The following is a 19,274-nucleotide window of genomic DNA, read 5'->3' as shown; positions in this document are numbered from 1 at the left end:
GCTTAAGGTTCGGTTGACCGCGCCTTGGCAAGCTCTGCCAGATTGTCATCCAGCAGGTGCGCCGTATTGACCGCCAGCTGCACGGTCATTTCGTACGTATCCAGCGGGATTGTTTCGAACGTATCGCTGGGGCGATGGTAATGCGGATGATCCTCGACACCGAAATAGAGAAACGGAATTCCGGCGGCGTGCCAGGCGGCATGGTCGCTCTGACTGGTCCAGTCATTCGGCCCGTCCTCCGGACGGTCATGACCGAGCCTCACGCTCAATCCGGTGCCGGCTGCGGCCTGTTTGACAAAGGGCGCGAGCGCGGGCGTGTGATACGTGCCGGAGCCATAGATCACGCCCTCATCATTCTGCGCGATCATGTCGAGATTAAGGTTCAGGCGCGGGCGGTCGTCAATTTCCGTCCGGACATATTCCCGCGCACCGCTCAGGCCCATTTCTTCGGCGTCCAGCCAGATCAGGCGGACTTCATGGGTCGGTGGGGCGTCGCGGAAACTCGCCAATATCGCCAGTAATGCCCCGACACCGGACGCATTATCGTCCGCGCCATTATAGACGTCTCCTGTCTCGGTCATGCCGAGATGATCGAAATGGGCTGTGATCTCCAGAATTGGGCCGTCAGCCGTGCGGCCCGGCAAGGTGGTAATCAGATTGGTTCCGCGAATGTCGCGCGTTTCGCCGCTGCGACGCGTCACCGTGCGGGTGAAGGCGTGCTCCGTCGGTGCAACGCCGTCATTCAGATCGCTCACCCTTTCCGTAATATAGGCCTGCGCCATCGCAGCCCCGTCCGTCATGGCGGCACGGCCCATCATGGCATCGTCCGAGAGAACGCGCATGGCCTCGATTGCGATCTGCGTATCGGCTGTGGGAAGCGGCTCGACCGTGTTGCAGGCACTCAGCAGCAGGGCAGCACTCAGGACAAGATGTTTCATTGCGGCAGGCTTTCTGAAAAGAAGCGGCGGACATTGGTGCCCATGATGGCGCGGATATCCGCCTCGGACAGACCGGTTTCGAGCAGTTGATGGGTGATGACCGCCAGCTCCGACGTATCGAAGGCGACTGCGACCGTTCCGTCATAGTCGGAGCCGAGCGCGACCGCCTCGACCCCCATCAGATCGATGGCCTTGCGCATGGCCTTTGCGATCCCTTCGGGTGAGATATCGCAGATCGCGCCTTCGAAATAGCCGATCCCGACAATGCCGCCGCGCTCTGCAATCTGGACCAGCACCTCATCGGGCAGGTTGCGCTGCTGGCTAACGGTACAGACATCGCGGACGCCGCCGTGGCTGATAAATACGGGACCGGATTCCGGCATGGCGAGCACGTCGCGGCTGACCGCTTCGGACGCATGGGCCAGATCGACGGCAATGTTGAGCCGCCACATTTCGCGGACGGCCTCGAAGCCGAAGGGCGTCAAGCCGGCCTGGCTCTGACCGTGCAGGGAGCCGCCCAGCGCATTGTCGAAGAAATGCTGCAACCCCATGGCGCGGTAGCCTTCATCGAACAGGCGTTGCACATTGGCGATATCGCCTTCCAGCGGGTGCGCGCCTTCGGTCAGGAGCAGCCCGACCAGCACGCCGTCCGGCTGTTCAAGGTCGGCGGCGGTACGAGCAATGACCAGTCGGTTATCATGCTGGCGCTCATAACGGGCCAGACGTTGCGCCTGAAAGGCGGCGCGTTCGTAAATCGATTGCCATGTCCGCACCGGCCAGAGCTGCGCGATGGCCAGAAGCGTAATATCATCCGGCGCATCGGCGGCATTTTCAGCGAAGTTCAGTCCGCGCGGAGATTTGGTGACAGCCGAGAAGATTTGAAAATCCACGCCGCCTTCGCGCAGGCGCGGAAGATCGACATGACCATGATCATGGCGTTTGGACGTATCGCGCCGCCACAACAGGCTGTCCGCATGCATGTCCGCGACATAGAGCGTATCGTGCAGGGCCTGCGCTTCGGCGCTGACTGGATGGGGTCCGAGCTCGACGAGCGGGTTCATCCTGGCATCGGTCTTCGGCACGAAGACGAGCTGCAGATAGGCAAAGCCGGCAATGAGCAGGATCGCCAGTCCGATAAGGATTTTCTTCAGCATCCTGTCTCCCTAACTCCGCCAGCGCAGCGTTCGCGCCTTGACCGGATTAACGAAGGGTTTGCCGGTTTGCTGCGCCTTCGCCCAGTTCTTCTTGAGCTGGTGATACCATTTGGCCTGTGTGTCGGCGTCTTCGATCAGCATCAGATTGGGATCGAAGCGCAAACCCTGCGCCTGCAGATCGACCATGTCGCCATCCTGCCGCAGGAAGGCTTTCGCCCCGAAGGCCAGCACGGGCGACAGCGCCTTGAACAGGCCATGATCTGTGAAGAAAAGCTGCCGGATCCGGGTGTGGGTCGCGTCTTCAGGCGTCACGGCGGTAAAGGACAGGACGGTCTTGTCGCCGACGCGGATATGCTCGGTGCGAATGCCGGGCAGCTGGAAGGTGATTTCCGTGACGGGTTTTCCTCCCAGCAATTTGTAGGCCGCCGAGTTGGAGGACGGGCTGTGCGCGGCCATGGCGAAGCCCCGCTCGCGCGGTTCGAAGGCTTTGGCCTTTTCGTGCATGGAGGCCTGGCTGCGCCACCACCATTGTTTGTGCACGTACGGCCCATGTGCCGGGTCCATCAGACCGATCACGGCGTGATCGACATGACAATTCAGACGCACACCGTCATCGATGACGGGCCGGGTCTCGACCAGTGGAAATAGCGGCGGCGGGAAAGGCGGCTCGCCGGAAAAACGCTTATCCGCGCTGAACCATATCCAGAGAATTTGTCCCGTCTGCGCCACCGGGAAGGTGCGAACGCGGATTTTCTCCGGCGCGACGGCGCTGTCCTGCGTCAGCGCCGGTATCTCCGTGCAGCGTCCATCCTGCGTGTCGAAGACCCAGCCATGATAGGGGCACTGGACGCCGCCTGCCGTCAGGCAGCCCGCAGAGAAGGGCGCGGCGCGGTGCGGACAGATGTCGCGCATGGCGAAGACGCTGCCGTCTTCACGACGCCCGATGCAGATCGGCTCTCCGGCGATGATGACGCGGTGCAGGCCCGCCGATCGGCCACGCTTGGGAATGTCGGACGCGAGCGCACCGAAATACCAGATGTCGTGAACGAAGTCGGTCATTTCGGCAGTCCGGGTCCGTGCAGAATATACTGAATGGTCAGGTGCCAGTCCTTATCCGGCTGCAGCACCATGTCGATCCCGTCGACCGGCTGATTAACGGCATCGGGCGGCGATTGCGGTTCCAGCGCCAGGCCAGCGCGCGCGATGAAACCGGCCTCCGTCAGCGCTTCGCCCGTATAGAGCTGAAAGCCGGGCGCATCCGATTGCAGGAACAGGGTCCGCACCCCGTCCGTCAGCGCCGCCAGATCGCGCAGGCCCGCACCGGGGACGAGCAGATTATTGTCGATTACGCGCGCGCCGATCTCCTGCGGGTCGCCGAAATCAAGCGCGGTGTCCGTGACGGACAGTGTCTGTCCGGTCGGAATGTGATCCGTATCGGTCTGGGTGACATGGGTCGCATGGCTCTGCAGGGCGTGGGCGTCGATAGGCTGGCCGACATTGCCGCTCAGGTTGAAATAGCTGTGCTGCGTGATGTTGATCGGTGTGGCTCTGTCCGTGCTGACGAACCATTCCAGGCGCAGGGCGTTTTCAGCCAGCTGCGCCATCATCACGGTCTGGCGGTCGCCTGGAAATCCGCCATCGCCATCGTCGGCGTCGAGGGTAAACTCGAGCATGCCGTCCACGACGGTGACGTCCCAGAGCCTGTGCTGCCAGCCCGCCGCGCCGCTATGCAGCGTATTTGGCGACAGGTTGGGCTCCGTCTGGAAGATCTCACCATCGATCGAAAAGCGGGCACGACCGATCCGGTTGGCGACCGGGCCGATGGTCACGCCGATACTGGGATGGTTGGACAGATAGCGCACCGGATCGTCAAAGCCGACGACGATGTTGGTGCCATCCGGCAGGATAAGCTGCGTCAATGTCGCGCCGTAATTCAGCCAGACCGCGCTCAGCCCTGACGGCGCGCGCATGGTAAACTCGATCAGATCGCGCCCGTCAGATGTCTGGCCGACGATCCGCTGTGTGATGGTGTCGCGCTTGCTGCCGCCTGCGGAATGCGGCAAGACTGATCCGAAGACCGACGAAAGGCTTGAACGGAGAAAACCCATGAACGCCCCTACCAATGAGAAGAAGATCCAACAAGCGATGGAAGCAACGCCCGGCTTCAATATTCCGGATCCGACACAGATCGACCGGCTCGAAGGGCAGGTCTCCGACACGGAATGGCGCATCCGCAAGGATCTGGCCGCACTCTACCGCCTGATCGCCATGCATGGCTGGTCCGATCTGGTGTTCACCCATATTTCCGCGCGCCTGCCGGATGAGGACGGTGAACACCGCTTCCTGATCAACCCCTACGGCGTCATGTTCGACGAAATGACGGCGTCGAGCCTGGTCAAGATCGATGGCAATGGCGGGATCAAGCAGGCGACGCCCTATTTCGTGAATCCGGCGGGTTTCACCATTCACTCCGCCGTCCATCTGGCGCGCGACGACGCACAGTTCGTGATCCACGTGCATACAGCCAACGGCATGGCCGTCAGTGCGCAGAAAGGCGGATTGCGGCGCTATACGCAGATGGCGATGCAGGTCCATGATGACCTCGCCTATCATGATTATGAAGGCATCGCGCTGGATCTGGACGAACGTGAGCGCATCGTCGCCGATCTGGGCAGCAAGAGCCTGCTGATGCTGCGCAATCACGGTACGCTGACGCTGGGCCCGTCTGCGGGCACGGCCTTCCTGCGGACTTATTTCCTCGAAAATGCCTGCCGTGTGCAGATTCTGGCGCAGGCTGCGGGCGAGGATAATCTGATCGAGGAACCGGCTGAGATGGGTGCCAAAGTCTATCAGCAAGGCGCCGCCGCCTTCATGCCGGGCATGGGGGATAATCTCGTCTGGCCGGGTTTGATGCGCAAGCTCGCCCGGACCAATCCGGGACATGATCACTGACATCGGCCCGTTAAAGGCATGAAACCTGCACTGTAATGCGCGCGGGCCGACTGCAGATGACCAACTGTAAATAGTCTTTCCTTAACGCTGGCTCCTTAAACCGATTGCCAGTAACGCAGGAATTGGGGCTATCGGGTTATCAGGGCACGCGTGAGGGGCGCAGAATGCGGTGGAGACTGTCGTGAGACTTGGGTTTGTATTTGGAAGTGCTCTGGTGTGCCTGGTCGCGATGAGCGGGCTGGGGCCGACCCTGTCTGTCGCCAAGGCCCAGACGACGCCCGATCCCTACATCAATGCCCTTGACGACCGCCCCGCAGCCCGCCTGCGTCGCGCGCGCGAACAGGGCAAGATGGCGGCGCGCGCCCTGCCGCCCCAGACGATGCGCCCGATCATCGATCATGTGCCACCTGCCGATGGTCCCGACATGGTGGTGATCCCGCCCGGTCGGTTCATGATGGGTAGCCCGGTTTCGCAGAGCAAGCGCGACCGGAATGAGGGCCCGCAAGTGCCCGTGACAATCGATTACGCGTTCGAGATCGGTCGCTATGAGGTGACGTTCGCAGAATGGTCCGAATGTGTGAAAGCCGGCGGTTGCAACGGGTTCCGACCCGAAGATAATGGCTGGGGACGCGGCAAGCGCCCGGTCACCAATATCAGCTATAATGACGCACAGAGCTATATTAAGTGGCTGAATGCGAAGACCGGGCGCAATTACCGCCTGCCATCCGAGGCGGAGTGGGAATATGTCGCCCGCGCCGGAGAGCAATTACCCTTCTCGACCGGATCAGGCCGCGCGATCAGCGCACAATTCGCCAATTTCAACGGCGAATTTCCTTATGGGCCCGGATCGACACCGGGCAAATATCTTCGCAAGACCGTGCCGGTCGGCAGCTATGCCGCCAATAGTTTCGGCGTCCATGACATTCACGGCAATGTTTATGAATTCGTCAGCGACTGCTATGTCGCAGGTCACAAGGGCAATCCCGGCAACGGGGCGCCGCGCCGGGATGGCAATTGCGACGCGCGCATCATTCGCGGCGGGTCCTGGGTGACGCATGGCTATCAGATGCGGGCCGCCAAACGGCTGCGCTATACCAAGGATCACCGCTACGACGATTTCGGCTTCCGTCTGGCACGAACGATCCCGACACCCCCGCGTCCGCCGATGCAGCCCGGTGCGGGACCGGTGGTCCGGACCAATCCGGTCGCGCCGCTGCAACCGATCCGCCGCTAGGCTGGACACGCGCGCCTGCGAGCCGCCCGTCCCCCCATGCAGCTATGATGCGGCTCTGATGCGGTTCTGATTTTTCTTTGCCCCGACGCCTGACAGCGCGCATAGCGACGGGCATGAGCGAAATGATGACGTCGGATTATTGCCTTGTCGGGGCCGGGGCGATGGGCATGGCCTTTGCCGACACGCTGATTGCGGAAACCGACAAGACGCTGACAATCATCGATCGCCACCCCAGGCCGGGCGGCCACTGGAATATCGCCTATCCCTTCGTGACCCTGCATCAGCCATCGAGCTTTTACGGCGTCGCCTCGCGGGAGCTGAGCCGGGACCAGATTGACAGAACGGGCTTTAATCGCGGCCTGGCGGACCTCGCGACCCTGCCGGAAATTCAGGCCTATTACGAAGCCGTGATGCGCGACACATTGTTGCCATCCGGGCGCGTGACCTATCTGCCCAGCCATGACTATCAGGGCGAAGGGCTGGTGAAGAATGTCCGGTCCGGGGCCGTGCAACAGATCGCATTCGATACGCTGGTCGACGGCACCTACTGGCAGAATAGCGTTCCGGCCAATCATACGCCGAGTTTCAACGTCGATGACGGTGTGCAGTTCATGCCCTGCGGCGGGATTGCCACACTGGATACGCCGCCCGCCGGCTATGTCATCATTGGCGGCGGCAAGACCGGGATTGACGCGCTGCTATGGCTACTGGAACAGGGCGCAGACCCGGATCAGCTGACCTGGATCATTTCGCGCGATGGCTGGATGCATGACCGCGCCGCGACCCAGACGCGACCCGAATTCTTCAAGCAGACCATGGGCGTGCAGGCCGCCGCCTTCGAAGCCATGGCGCAATCCACCAGTCGCGACGACATGTTCGACCGGCTCGAAGCCTGCGGCTATTTCGTTCGGCTCGACCCCGATATTCGCCCGCAAATGTTCCACGCTCCGACCATCAGCCGGGCAGAACTGGAGGCTCTGCGCAGTATCAAAAACGTGATCCGCCTGGGCCGCGTCAGCCATATCGGGCGCGACCAAATCACGCTGGCGCGCGGGACGCTGCCAACCTCGCCGGATCATGTTCATGTCGACTGTTCGGCATCGGCGGTCAAGAATCGCAAGACGACCGCCATATTCAAGCCGGGCCGGATCACATTGCAGACCGTGCGTGCCTATCAGCCGACTTTCTCCGCTTCCTTTATCGCCCATCTCGAAGGGCTGGGCGGAACCGACGCCGACAAGAACGCCAAGGCAGGCGTCGTACCGCTGCCGGACGGGCTCGACGATTTCGTGCGCATGGCCGCAGCCAACATGATGAACCAGGCGATCTGGTCGCAGGATAAGGTGCTGCAGCGCTGGATCCGGACCAACCGTCTGGACGGCTTCTCCGGCCTTATCGCCAGTGCCGACAAGGATGACCCCGAGATCGTCGACATTCTCACCCGACTCCGCAAGAACGCCATGCCCGCCGCAATGAAGCTTCAGAGCTATCTTGTCGGTTGAGGCTTATGTCTCTGACGATGACAGGGAATGCGGACCATAGGGAAATGGGGAGGGCGACTGAATTTGCGAGGGGCCCAGCAAGGCGTTGAAACGCAAGCGGTCCTTGAGGCGATAAGCATGGATCGATTTTCCCCTCTCTCCCTCATCCCGGATATGATCCGGGATTCATCTCCCAACCCTCCCGGCCAGCCCAGCCGTCCCGTGATGAATCCCCCGGTCAAGCCGGGGGATGAAAGGGAGGGGAGAGCCAGAGGATGAGGAGGAGAGGTGTGCGGGAGAGGCGAGAGGAGGAAGAGGAGAAAAGAGTGACGGGGCGGAAAAATTGCCAAGGAAAAAGAGTCGGCAGCGATCACCGGGTTGATCGGAATCCCGCGTAGTTCTGCGACTAAGCCCCTGTCATTGCATGTGACTTGAATCCCTCATCCCCGCCTCTCGAAACGGGCTTATGATCTGACGATCCATTCCTTCGTCACGAGGCGGTTGCATGACCGTGGTGGGGATGGGGTCTTCCGGGGGTCCGGGCTGGGCGCGTCATCGCAGCGGCGTGCCGAACAGGCCGCAAGGCATGTTCGACAAGACCGGTCTGGATGGCGGACGTTTGCGACATGCACCGCAGACCGAGGCCCGAATGCCCGTGGGGAGCGTGAATATCCGGCTGTGCCGGACGAGTTGGCGGCGCGCGCCTTTGAGCCGTCCTTCGCTGCGAAGGGCTGTGAGACCGTCGTCATTCGTTTGCGACCGACCGGACACGTATCCCTGCTGGTGACTGCACCGGAAACCGACGCGCGGGCTTTCGTTCGTTGCAAAAGGGTGTTCATTGCTTTTTTCCCGCAAGGGACGAGAGCCCGCGCCTCGTGCTTCTTCAAGAAGCGCCTCTTCAGGTCGACCCCACGATGGGCGGCAGGACAGTGCCGTGTGGCCAAAAACGCAATAAAGCAGGCGCAGCGTGTATTCACACTGATCGGCTTTGATCCGGGCACCCAAAGGCTCACGCTCACGGCTTGAACGCGACCGCGCTCTCGCCTAACCGCCGCTCATGACTTTTGACGATCTGACATCCCGCGCGACAGCGACCCCCGACCTGACAGCCTTGTTCGCCAACGAACCGGACCGGCTTGACCGGATGGCGCTGCAGGTCGGGCCGCTCAGGGCGGATTTCTCCAAGCAGCGCGTCAGCGCAGAGGATCTGGACGCGCTTCTGTCGCTCGCCGAAACACGCGATGTTGCGGGTTGGCGGGCGCGCCTGTTTGCCGGTGAACCGATCAACAGTTCAGAAAACCGCGCCGTGCTGCATACGGCCTTGCGCGGCGTTGGCGGCGAGGCCGTGGCGGATGATGTTGCGGCGATGCGTGCCCGGATCGCGACATTCGCCGCCGAGCTGCGCCAGTCCGGTTGCTTTGATGATATTGTCCATATCGGAATCGGCGGGTCGGATCTGGGGCCGCGTCTGGTGGCTGATGCGTTTGACGCAACAGCCAAGGCCGCACCGCGTCTGCATTTCGCCAATAATGTCGACGGCGCGTCCGTGAACGATGCCATTGCCGGGCTCAACCCGAAACGCACCCTCGTCATCGTCGTGTCCAAGAGTTTCGGGACGCAGGAAACCAAGATGAATGCCGAGAGTGTTCGCGCCTGGCTCGCGGCTGCGAACTGTTCTCCCAAGGATCATGTGCTGGCGGTCTCGGCCAATCCAGACCGGGCGATTGCCTTCGGTATCGATCCGGACAATATATTCGACTTCTGGGACTGGGTCGGCGGGCGCTATTCGGTCTGGAGCGCAGTCGGTCTGTCGCTGGCCATCGCCTATGGGCCGGAACTGTTCGGCGAATTGCTCGACGGGGCGGCGCAGATGGACCGTCACTTCCGCGATGCGCCGCTAGTCCGGAATATGCCCGTGCTGATGGCGCTGATCGGCATATGGAACCGCAATGGGCACGGTTATGACAGTCTCGCCGTCATCCCCTATGCGCGCCGCCTGCGCAAACTGGCGGCCTTCCTGCAGCAGCTGGAAATGGAAAGTAACGGCAAAAGCGCAGGCCGGGACGGCACCGGTGCCGGGGTGACTTGTCCGGTGATCTGGGGCGATGAAGGCACGAACGGTCAGCACGCCTTTTTCCAGTGGCTGCATCAGGGTCCCAAAGGCGCGCCCGTGGACTTCGTGGCTGTGCTGACGGACCATGAGAACCGTCCGGATCATCATCGGGCGCTGCTGGCCAATTGCTTTGCCCAATCCGAAGCACTGATGCTGGGCAAGGATGAGGCGACGGTGCGCCGGGACAATGCCGAGCGGGACGATCTCGACAGCCTGGCGCCGCAAAAGACCTTTCCGGGCAATCGCCCGTCGACCACGCTGACGCTGGATGCGCTCACACCGACCGCCATCGGTCATCTGATCGCGCTCTACGAACATAAGGTGTTCGTTCAGGGCGTGATCTGGGGCGTGAACAGTTTCGACCAGTGGGGCGTGGAGCTGGGGAAGGTTCTGGCGGATACGATTCTGAGCGAAATAGAGGGGGGTAAAACCGGCGATCACGACCCGTCGACATCTGCACTGATTTCGAGCGTTCGATGACCTATGTTATTGAACGATAACTGACTTCGCATTAGGTGCGCATAACATTTGTTATGCCGCCTCTGCGTTTTTGGACGGGACGCACAGTCGGTCAGAAGGAGTTGCCCTTGACCCCCGTCTTCACGGGCAATGTGCTGATTGTCGAAGACAATTTCATCATTGCCATGGATACCCAGGAACTTGTCGCCGACCTCGGCGCTACCAGCTCCCAGGTCGCCAATAGCTGCAACGATGCCCTCGCCCTGCTTGATGAGGGTTGCTTCACGGCTGCGATCCTCGACTTCAATCTGAGTGACGAAACATCGGTTCGGATTGCCGATGCGCTGGAGGAACGCGACATCCCCTTCGTCTTCGCGACAGGCTATAGCGATGCCTCCGTTCTCCCGGAGCGCTACCGCGATACGGTAATGTTGAAAAAACCCTATTTGCAGGATGACATCCGGGCGGCGTTCGCCGCGTTGAAAGACAGTGGAGCCGACGGCTAGGCTTGCCGCCTGCGGGGCGGGCGGCTAGGGCCGCGCCGTCATGGCAAAAAAGAACAAACCCTTTCGTCCCAAAGCCCGCCGTCCGCGGGGGTTCGAAGATCGTCCCGCCGATGTGATCCGGGCCGAAGCATCGCTCGTGGCGAAGGCTTTCGCCGTCTATGACAGTTTCGGCTTCGAGCCCCTGCAAACGCCTGCTTTCGAATATGCCGACGCGCTGGGAAAATTCCTGCCCGATGAAGACCGACCCAATGTCGGCGTGTTCGCGCTGCAGGATGATGATGAGCAATGGCTGTCCCTGCGCTACGATCTGACCGCGCCGCTCGCCCGCTTCGTGGCGGAGCATTACGACGCCATCCCCAAACCCTATCGCCGCTATCAGGCGGGGTCTGTCTTCCGTAATGAAAAACCCGGTCCAGGACGGTTCCGCGAGTTCACCCAGTGTGATGCGGACACGGTCGGGGCGGGCGGAGCTGTCGCCGACGCTGAAATGATCATGGTCGCCGCAGAGATTGCGCGCGCAGCCGGACTGCGCGACGATCAATATGCCGTCCGGGTCAATAATCGCAAATTGCTGGACGGCATTCTGGAAGCGTCCGGCGTGCCCAATACAGATGCCGGTGCGACGCAGCGCCTGCAGGTCCTCCGCGCGATCGACAAGCTCGATCGGTTGGGCGAAGACGGGGTCGAGGCGCTGCTCGGCGAAGGCCGGGAAGACGAATCCGGTGACTATACGCAAGGGGCGAGACTAACCGCCCACGGGATCAAGGCCGTACTGGGTTTCACTACGGCCTCCGCCGACCGGGAAACCACCATTGCGACCCTGTCGGGTCTGGTCGGCGGATCGGACCGTGGCAAGCAGGGCGTCGATGAACTGGCCGAGATCGACCGGCTGCTGACAGCCACCGGCTTCGGACCGGAGCGGGTCAGCTTCGACACTTCAGTCGTGCGCGGCCTGGGCTATTATACCGGCCCGGTCTTCGAGCTCGAATTGCTGGCGGAAATTACCGACAAGAAGGGGCGCCCCGTGCGGGTCGGCTCGATCGGCGGCGGCGGTCGTTATGACGATCTGGTCTCGCGGTTCCGCGGACAGCCAGTGCCTGCGACGGGATTCTCCTTCGGTGTATCGCGCTTCGTCTCTGCGTTGGAGCGGATGGATGCCATGGCCGTCGCCGCACAGCCGCCTGTTCTGATCACCGTCTTCGATCGGGGACTGTTGCCGCATTATTTCAAACTGGCGGCGGAGCTGCGTGCGGCAGACATTCGCGCCGAAGTCTTTACCGGCTCAGGCAATGTCACCAAGCAGCTGAAATATGCCGACAGGCGCGGCGTGAAACTGGCTGTGCTGATCGGTTCGGACGAGGCTGAAAACGGGCAGGTCACGATCAAGGATCTGTTCCTAGGCGCGGAAATGGCCAAGGCGATCGAAACCAATGAAGAATGGAAATCAACCCGCCCGGCACAGCAGACGGTCGCGCGCGACCACGCTGTCGCGGCGATCCGGGAGATGATGGCGGAGCCGTAAAAAAGGGGGGCGGCTTGTGCGTCGTCTAGGGGAAGGGGAGAGGCACAAGCCGCCAGTCAAGGGATGGCCTCTCTTAACGCCTCAATCGTGACGACAGCATGACGATAGGCTGACATATCTGTGAGACTATGCGGGTGCTGAACCGTTCGGAGCCACAAAAAAAAAACCCGAACGCAAGCGTCCGGGCGAGTCGAAAAGAGAGAGACCGAAGAAACGGCCCATCTCCGTCTTAAGAAAACACCGCTGAACCTTATCTGAATGTCCGAATTGTCATGTCGGACGTTGACGCCGGGGCCGACGGGCGCGACATGGCGGGCATGCTCGAGCTCAAGATTATCCCTGTCACACCGTTTCAGCAGAACTGCTCGCTTCTCTATGACTCCGAGACCAAGGAAGGCGTCTTCGTCGATCCGGGCGGCGAGGTCGACAAGCTGCGCGCCAAACTGGACGAGCATGGTGTGACGCTAAAGGCGATCTGGCTGACACATGGCCATCTCGATCATGCTGGCGGCGCGGACCAGTTGCGCGAGGAACTGGATGTGCCTGTGATCGGGCCGCATAAGGACGACCAGTTCTGGATGGACGAAATCGCCGACCACTGGGCGCGCTATGGTCACCCCGGCATGGGTCGCGCCGTCGTGCCGGACCGCTATCTGGATGATGGCGACCGGCTGGAACTGGGCGGTGTGCATTTCGACGTCGCCCACACACCGGGCCATACACCGGGCCATGTGGTGATCCACAATCAGGATATGAAGATCGCCTTTGTCGGCGACGTTCTGTTTCAGGGCTCGATCGGGCGGACCGACTTTCCCAAGGGCAATCACGCGCAACTGATCGACAGTATCAAGACCAAGCTGTTCCCGCTCGGTGACGATATGCGCTTCGTTCCGGGTCACGGCAATATGAGCACTTTCGGGCAGGAGCGTCGCACCAATCCGTTCGTCGGTGAGAATGCCACGATGGGCCCGAATAGTTCGGGTCCCGGCTAGGTCGACTAATCGTCTGTTTCGCTGTCGTCGTCCGCGCTGCGTTCCAGCTGCTGCGAGGCGACGGATGCGATGACGCGCTCCTGCAAGCCGTTTGGGTTGAGGCTGCGTGCGATGTTGAACAACTCGCCCTCGATGGTCATGTCGAACTGGAACGGCACGCCGAACAGCACGTCCGGGTTCGACCCGGTAAAGAGCAATCCCATATTGACAGCCCCGTCCAGCGGGCCGTCGATTTCCGCAAACAGAGCCTGATAGTTGAAGTTCTCCAGCGCCTTGAAAGCCGTGGCCGCCGGATTGGCATCCGTATCGCCGATCGGGTTGTCGCCCGAATAGCGGATCGTACCGCCGTTCGGGACTTGCAGACGCCCATTCTCGACATTCACATTGATACCGCGAACGACGACGGGAATTTCGCCTTCGATGGCGCCCGTCACCGATAGTCGGCCATCGCCGATATCATTCAGGAACTCGCCGATCTGCACATCGCTGACGCGCAAGGTGACTCGGTTCTCTTCCGCGCCATAGGTCCAGATGAACGGGTCGAACGAGATGCGCCCATCGCCGATCGGAAAGATAGCGTCGGAAATCGCGACACCATCGGAGACCAGCGCATAGGTCAGCGTTCCGTCCAGCAAAGGAATGCCCGGGTCGAAACTGGCAATCCGCAGGATCTGATCCGGTGCCGTCACGACCGGGAAAAGCGAGGTGAGCTCGATAGTTCCGGACAGTCCGGTCACGGGGCCCGGAGCCGTACCCAGCGACATGTCGCTGATCTGGACCTGCCCTGATCCGGTGATCGGCTCATCGCCGCCAAAGGCGATCCGCAGATCGGCGTCAATCGATCCATCGACCTGAGCGATCTTGCCGCGCAGGGCCGGGGCCAGTTCCTGCGGTTGCAGGCCGCCCGGTCGGAAGCGCAGATCGCGAATGGATACTTCGGCTTCGCCGCGCCCATCGACCAGACGGTAAGCGATGTCGATCGGATTGCCCGGGACTTGCGGCAGAACAGTCTGGGCCGTTCCAGTGAACTGACCGTCGGCGAAACGCAATTCGCCGGATGCATTCAGGACCGGGATTGGAGGACCGTCCGCGGTCGGCGGGATGACGCGCACCCGTCCGCCAGTGAACGTCAGCGCATACGCTTCCGCCGTGCCAGCGGCCGTCAGGGCCATATCCCTGACGCGGTAGCCGGGCGTGATCAGGGTCGATGATGGGGTCGACAGGCTGAATTCGCTGCGCCCACTCTCTGTCAGCCGGACGGAGAGCTCGCCGTCTGGCAAGGTCAGATCCGTCCGTTCGACGGGGAAGGTGTCGGACTGAAGCGCGACCTGTTCGAAATCGACCGCCCAGTCCTGATCCGTATCAGCGACCGATCCGACGACGCTGGCGGCACCGATCTGCAGATCGAGCTCTGCGGCAGGGGCCGCCTCGCTGGCCGGTCGCCGGGCACTCAGCTTGGCTTCGGTCAGGCCCGTCCGCACAGTCGCTGGACCAGTGGCCCGGCGGGCATAGACGGGTCCGTTCGGGCGCAGCGTTCCCGAAAAATCTTCGACGATCCACTCCGAGGTCGTCTCCAGCCGGTCGAAGCGCAAAATGCGGTTCGGGCGGAAATTCATTGCGACGGCGCCGTCCTGCAGGGTCGTTTCAATCACGCCGGATGCCCGCAGATTCTCGACATAACCGCCGGGCAGGTCGCCATCATAGATCGCGCCACCGTTCAGGCTCAATCGTGACGCCGCATCCAGCGGGGCCTGATAGTCAAAGTCGATCGAGAGCGGTGCCAGACGCGCCGGTCGGCCTGTCCGCGTTTGCGCTTGCCAGGACGCGCCAGTCGTCATGGACCCGGATGCAGCCTCCGTCCCGGTCGGGATCAGCCCATTGTCGGAGCGGATGGTGAGCCTTAGCGGCGTGAGCGTGAGCGGGATCGGTCGGGACAGATTGGCCTGCAGGGCCAGCTGATAGGCTGGATCGTCCATATAGTAGCGATAGGCGGGCGCGTCATCGACAGAGGAAAGAATGACCTGCCGGGTCGGATCCCCTAGCGATTGCAAGGTTGCGGGTCGGCGCAGCGACACGGTGCGGGTCCGGTCGGACAGTTGCAGGCGGAAAGACCCGTCCAGCGATGACCCGCTCAGCATGTCACGGATCGGTCGGACCAGACTGGGGGCAAAATTCTGCGCAACGGGCACATCGGCCAAGACTTCGCTGAGGCTCAGCGTGCGGGCCAGATCGTTTCGGCGCGCCTCATCCGTGAGCACCAGCCGCGAGAGATTCGCGTCGATATTGGCGTCGATGTCGCCGCCGTGCCAGCCGCCGTCGATCGACAGCCGGTTGATCGTCCCGGCCATATCGGCAGCACTGTCGAAGGTACCGCCGTTGAGTTCCAGCGTGCCCTCCGCAAGCTTCCGTGTCGGATCGTAGACGGCCGAGAGGCTGAGCCGCGTCTGGTTCAACGAGGCGGACGGGTGAGCCACAGAGATTTGCGTATCCGGCATGCTCACACGTAGAGGATCACCGTCCCGCGTGAAGTTGATCGGGCCTTCGAGCTGGACGGAGACATCGTCGCGGGTCAGCGCGGTCCGCGCGATCTGGCCGGAGACAGTGAAAGTCTGGAGCGAGTCGATCTCCATATCGCCTGAAAAAGGAACTGTGCCGTAAGGCGTGCGGAGCTCGATGGCAGCGTCGTCCAGGCCGATCCCCTGGATTGGCAGACCTGCACCGCCCCCCGTCGATGGAGGTCGCCAGCCATCGATGATATTGCCGTCTTCATCGACAGTGACGGAGGCGTTCAGCCCTGTGAAATCAAGCCGTTCGACCTGCCCGTTCAGCAAGTCGCGCCACTGGTACGTGGCTTGCATGCGATCGATGGTGAGGAAGGGCGTGTCCTCATAGGACAAACGGATATTGCGCACATCCGCTTCGGTACCCGTGGCCGAACGGATTCGGAGGTCCGCCGTGACGCCCATTGATTGGAGATAGGTGATCGCTTGACGTTCCATCAACGCATAGCGCTGGTTCCATACCCAGATCGCCGCTGCGCCGACGATCAGCAGTGTGATGGCGGCGATCCACAAGCCGATCCGCAGGAGGCGCGCAGGCACGCTGCGCTTCTTATTTGCGATTGGGCGGGAACTCATGTCACAAGGCTTACGCCGGACCGACTGAACTCACCATAAAAAACATGTAACGTGACGGGTGAAGTGGGAATGGTTAACTTTTTACGAAGGTTGGACGGGCACTGTCAGGGGAGCAAGTCCAACCCTAAACCGACATATTGTGCCTTTCTGCGTGCCCGAGGACGACACTAGCCATGAAGAATACCCTTAAATCCGCGCTTGCCGTTCGCATGCAGGCTTTCGGTCAATATAGTTCGACGCGCGTGCCAGCCGGTAATGGCATCAAGGCGCTTTGCGTTTTCGGCGCTGTCGCGCTGGTCGGCCTGATGGCGCTGCCGACGACCGATGACGGGGTTGACGCGGTCACGATCGCCGAGGCCACCGCTCTTCCGGTGCCGACTCTCGATTTGGCCCGCTTCGACATGGCTCTCGCCGAAGAATTCGCCGCCCCCGAACTGGCGGTGCGTGAAGTCACGCTCAAGCCCGGAGATAATCTCGGGCCGCTTCTGCAACGCGAAGGGATGAGCGGGCCGGATGCGCACCGTTTTGTTCAGGCATTTTCCGAACAGTTCTCGCCGCGCCGTCTGCGCGCCGGTCAGAGCTTTAACCTGCATCTCTCAGGCGATACGATTACAGACGTCACCTTCCGTCCGTCCGCGGAACAGACAGTGTTCGTTTCGCGCCAAGGTGCGGACTGGACATCACGCGCAGTCAATGCGGAGTTCCGCTACGAAATGATGGCAGTGAAAGCGTCGATCGCAAACTCTCTCTATGTCGATGCAACGCGCCTGGGCGCGCCTGACAAGGTCGTGGCGCAATTTGCGAGTATTTACGAATATTCCGTCGACTTTCAGCGAGACATTCAGCCGGGGGATGAATTCGAGCTCTTCTTCGAGGTCGCGCGCGACCATAAGGGCGATGTCGTGAAAGCGGGCGACCTGCTCTTTACCTCTTTCTCGCCGCGCGGCAGGACGATGGATTACTGGCTGTTCGAAGACGATAACGGTTTTGAGAACTATTATGATGCGTTGGGCAAGACGGCCAAACGCAAGCTTCGCGCGACACCGATCAATGGCGCGCGCCTGTCATCGTCTTTCGGGAGCCGTAAACACCCAATTCTCGGTTATCGCAAAATGCATTCCGGAGTCGATTTCGCCGCACCACGTGGCACGCCGATCCTGGCGGCGGGGTCCGGCGTCGTCGAACGCGCCAACCGCTATGGCAGCTTCGGCAACTATATTCGTATCCGTCACACCGATGGATATAAAACGGCCTATGCGCACCTTCAGGGATTTGCGCGCGGCGTGAAGGCGGGCGCGCGCGTACGTCAGGACCAGGTCATCGGCTATGTCGGCACAACCGGTCGCAGCACCGGACCGCACCTGCATTATGAAGTCATTCACAACGGCAAGAAAATCAATCCGCGCAAACTCAGCCAGCTGTCGGGTAAACCGCTGTCGAGCGACCGTATGCCCGAGTTCGAATCCCGGCGTAGTGAGATCGAAGCCATGCGGGCCAGCACCTTCACGGTCCAGCCTGTCACCGTCCCGCCTGTATCGCTAAGAGTCGCACAGGCCACCGAGACGGATATGCCGGTGCTGGCCGGGCAATAGCCAAAGCGCGCTAATTAAAATCAAGCCCTGCTCGCTCAGCGAGTGGGGTTTTTCTCTTTCTATCTATGGTGTTTGTGATTGTTTAATTCGCTTGCGAACCGAAATGGGCTTGGGTTAGTTGCAGGTGATTCCCATCGGCTCCAATTGGGCGAATATAAATGAAAAACCTCGTCAATTTCTTTTTCTCCTTCGACAAATTGTTTAAGGAGAAACTGGTTATCCCCTTCTTCTGGCTGGCATTGATCGTCTGGGCGCTGAGCTATTCGGCAACGGCGCTGGATTCAATCGAGCTCGATCCGCTTGCGGCGCTGATCGAATTTGTCGGATTCTTTGCGGAACTCTTGCTGGTCCTGGTATCGATCCGGATTATTTCCGAGATCTTCGTCGCAATCTTCCGGATCAATGATAATCTCTCCCCCGATGGCGGGAAAAGTGAGCTCGCGGATATAGACCCGATTGCCGAAACCCGCCGCGCCGCGGAAATGGCGGCGTCCCGGACCCGCGAAGTCACCAAGAGTGCGACAGAAAAAACCCGCTCGACGCTCGACGATGTCAAACATTCCGTCGAGGACACGGCTGAAAATCTGACAAGCCGGGCCCGCTCTCTCACTGGAACGGCCAAGCCACAGCCCAAGGTGATTGATCGTGACGAGTCGGCGCTCGGTGTCGGGTCGACGCCGAAACCGGAAGATGAACCCACACCGGTCAAGGCGCTGGAACCGTCCGCGATCGACAAGGCGACCGTCCAGAAGCGGGGTCGCGGGCGCCCGAAAGGCTCCAAGAATAAGGCCACGCCTGCCAGTGTCGCAACCACCGCCGCCAAGCGTGGCCCCGGTCGCCCGAAAGGTTCCAAGAACAAGTCGACCACGAAGACCGCTGCGACGCCCAAGGCGGCCGCAACAGCCAAGACAGCGACTGCGACAAAAGCATCGTCTGCGCCTGCAAAACGGGGTCGCGGTCGGCCCAAGGGCTCCAAGAATAAGCCGAAACCGGTCGGAGCGAGTATGGCGTCAGCGCCAAAGCGTGGTCCGGGTCGTCCGAAAGGATCCAAGAATAAGGCCAGCGCCAGCGGGTCCAAGCCCGGCCCGAAAAAAGGACAACCTATCCCGCGCGATGCCGATGGCAATCTGCTGAAAAAGGATGGTACGCCTCGCAAGAAGCCAGGACCGAAGTCGAAAGACTAAGCCCCCCCCT

14 protein-coding genes are annotated in these 19,274 nt (G+C 61.3%); 9 read left to right on the top strand and 5 right to left on the bottom strand.

The genetic code is table 11. The features are described from left to right. Positions 1-2 precede the first annotated feature (2 nt). Genes AB6B39_RS15135 through AB6B39_RS15120 form a run of 4 tightly spaced genes read right to left on the bottom strand, consistent with a single transcriptional unit; the run spans position 3 to position 4,200 of the window. Positions 3-938 (bottom strand): M28 family peptidase, encoded by a 936-nt coding sequence (locus AB6B39_RS15135; protein WP_284372282.1) that lies wholly within the window; start codon positions 936-938, stop codon positions 3-5. After that, on the bottom strand, positions 935-2,092 hold the full coding sequence (locus tag AB6B39_RS15130; protein WP_284372284.1) for a dipeptidase: 1,158 nt from the start codon (positions 2,090-2,092) through the stop codon (positions 935-937). The genes AB6B39_RS15135 and AB6B39_RS15130 overlap by 4 nt, the downstream gene beginning before the upstream one ends. Before the next feature lie 9 nt (positions 2,093-2,101). After that, the gene (locus AB6B39_RS15125; protein ID WP_284372286.1) at positions 2,102-3,151 is read right to left on the bottom strand and encodes an aromatic ring-hydroxylating oxygenase subunit alpha; all 1,050 of its coding nucleotides are present in this window, start codon (positions 3,149-3,151) and stop codon (positions 2,102-2,104) included. Further along, on the bottom strand, positions 3,148-4,200 hold the full coding sequence (locus tag AB6B39_RS15120; protein WP_284372289.1) for a hypothetical protein: 1,053 nt from the start codon (positions 4,198-4,200) through the stop codon (positions 3,148-3,150). The genes AB6B39_RS15125 and AB6B39_RS15120 overlap by 4 nt, the downstream gene beginning before the upstream one ends. Here AB6B39_RS15120 and AB6B39_RS15115 point away from each other — a divergent pair. The 7 genes from AB6B39_RS15115 (at position 4,199) to AB6B39_RS15085 (ending at position 13,351) form a co-directional block, all read left to right on the top strand. Further along, on the top strand, positions 4,199-5,044 hold the full coding sequence (locus AB6B39_RS15115) for a class II aldolase/adducin family protein (RefSeq protein ID WP_284372291.1): 846 nt from the start codon (positions 4,199-4,201) through the stop codon (positions 5,042-5,044). The genes AB6B39_RS15120 and AB6B39_RS15115 overlap by 2 nt on opposite strands. 181 nt (positions 5,045-5,225) lie before the next feature. Then, positions 5,226-6,278: a formylglycine-generating enzyme family protein gene (locus AB6B39_RS15110; RefSeq protein WP_284372293.1), complete on the top strand. Its 1,053-nt coding sequence runs from the start codon at positions 5,226-5,228 to the stop codon at positions 6,276-6,278. A gap of 113 nt (positions 6,279-6,391) precedes the next feature. Continuing rightward, positions 6,392-7,780: an NAD(P)-binding protein gene (locus AB6B39_RS15105; RefSeq protein WP_284372295.1), complete on the top strand. Its 1,389-nt coding sequence runs from the start codon at positions 6,392-6,394 to the stop codon at positions 7,778-7,780. Positions 7,781-8,816: 1,036 nt separating this feature from the next. Next, entirely contained in the window at positions 8,817-10,352 is a 1,536-nt protein-coding gene (gene pgi, locus AB6B39_RS15100) for a glucose-6-phosphate isomerase (protein ID WP_284372297.1), read from the top strand. 107 nt (positions 10,353-10,459) lie between these two features. Further along, positions 10,460-10,837: a response regulator gene (locus AB6B39_RS15095; protein ID WP_284372299.1), complete on the top strand. Its 378-nt coding sequence runs from the start codon at positions 10,460-10,462 to the stop codon at positions 10,835-10,837. A gap of 40 nt (positions 10,838-10,877) precedes the next feature. Beyond that, positions 10,878-12,359: a histidine--tRNA ligase gene (hisS, locus tag AB6B39_RS15090; RefSeq protein ID WP_284372301.1), complete on the top strand. Its 1,482-nt coding sequence runs from the start codon at positions 10,878-10,880 to the stop codon at positions 12,357-12,359. A gap of 272 nt (positions 12,360-12,631) precedes the next feature. Next, the gene (locus AB6B39_RS15085; RefSeq protein ID WP_284372303.1) at positions 12,632-13,351 is read left to right on the top strand and encodes an MBL fold metallo-hydrolase; all 720 of its coding nucleotides are present in this window, start codon (positions 12,632-12,634) and stop codon (positions 13,349-13,351) included. A gap of 5 nt (positions 13,352-13,356) precedes the next feature. Here AB6B39_RS15085 and AB6B39_RS15080 read toward each other — a convergent pair whose 3' ends face one another. Further along, positions 13,357-16,452 (bottom strand): YdbH domain-containing protein, encoded by a 3,096-nt coding sequence (locus AB6B39_RS15080; protein ID WP_284372305.1) that lies wholly within the window; start codon positions 16,450-16,452, stop codon positions 13,357-13,359. Between the two features lie 209 nt (positions 16,453-16,661). Here AB6B39_RS15080 and AB6B39_RS15075 point away from each other — a divergent pair, with 209 nt between their 5' ends. Beyond that, entirely contained in the window at positions 16,662-18,080 is a 1,419-nt protein-coding gene (locus AB6B39_RS15075) for a M23 family metallopeptidase (RefSeq protein WP_284372307.1), read from the top strand. A gap of 158 nt (positions 18,081-18,238) precedes the next feature. Beyond that, positions 18,239-19,264, top strand: a complete 1,026-nt coding sequence (locus AB6B39_RS15070) for a DUF4282 domain-containing protein (RefSeq protein WP_284372309.1) — start codon at positions 18,239-18,241, stop codon at positions 19,262-19,264. Positions 19,265-19,274 lie beyond the last annotated feature (10 nt).

This window comes from Algimonas porphyrae, assembly GCF_041429795.1.
Lineage (GTDB): Bacteria > Pseudomonadota > Alphaproteobacteria > Caulobacterales > Maricaulaceae > Litorimonas > Litorimonas porphyrae.
This window is presented reverse-complemented; position numbering and strand designations above follow the sequence as displayed.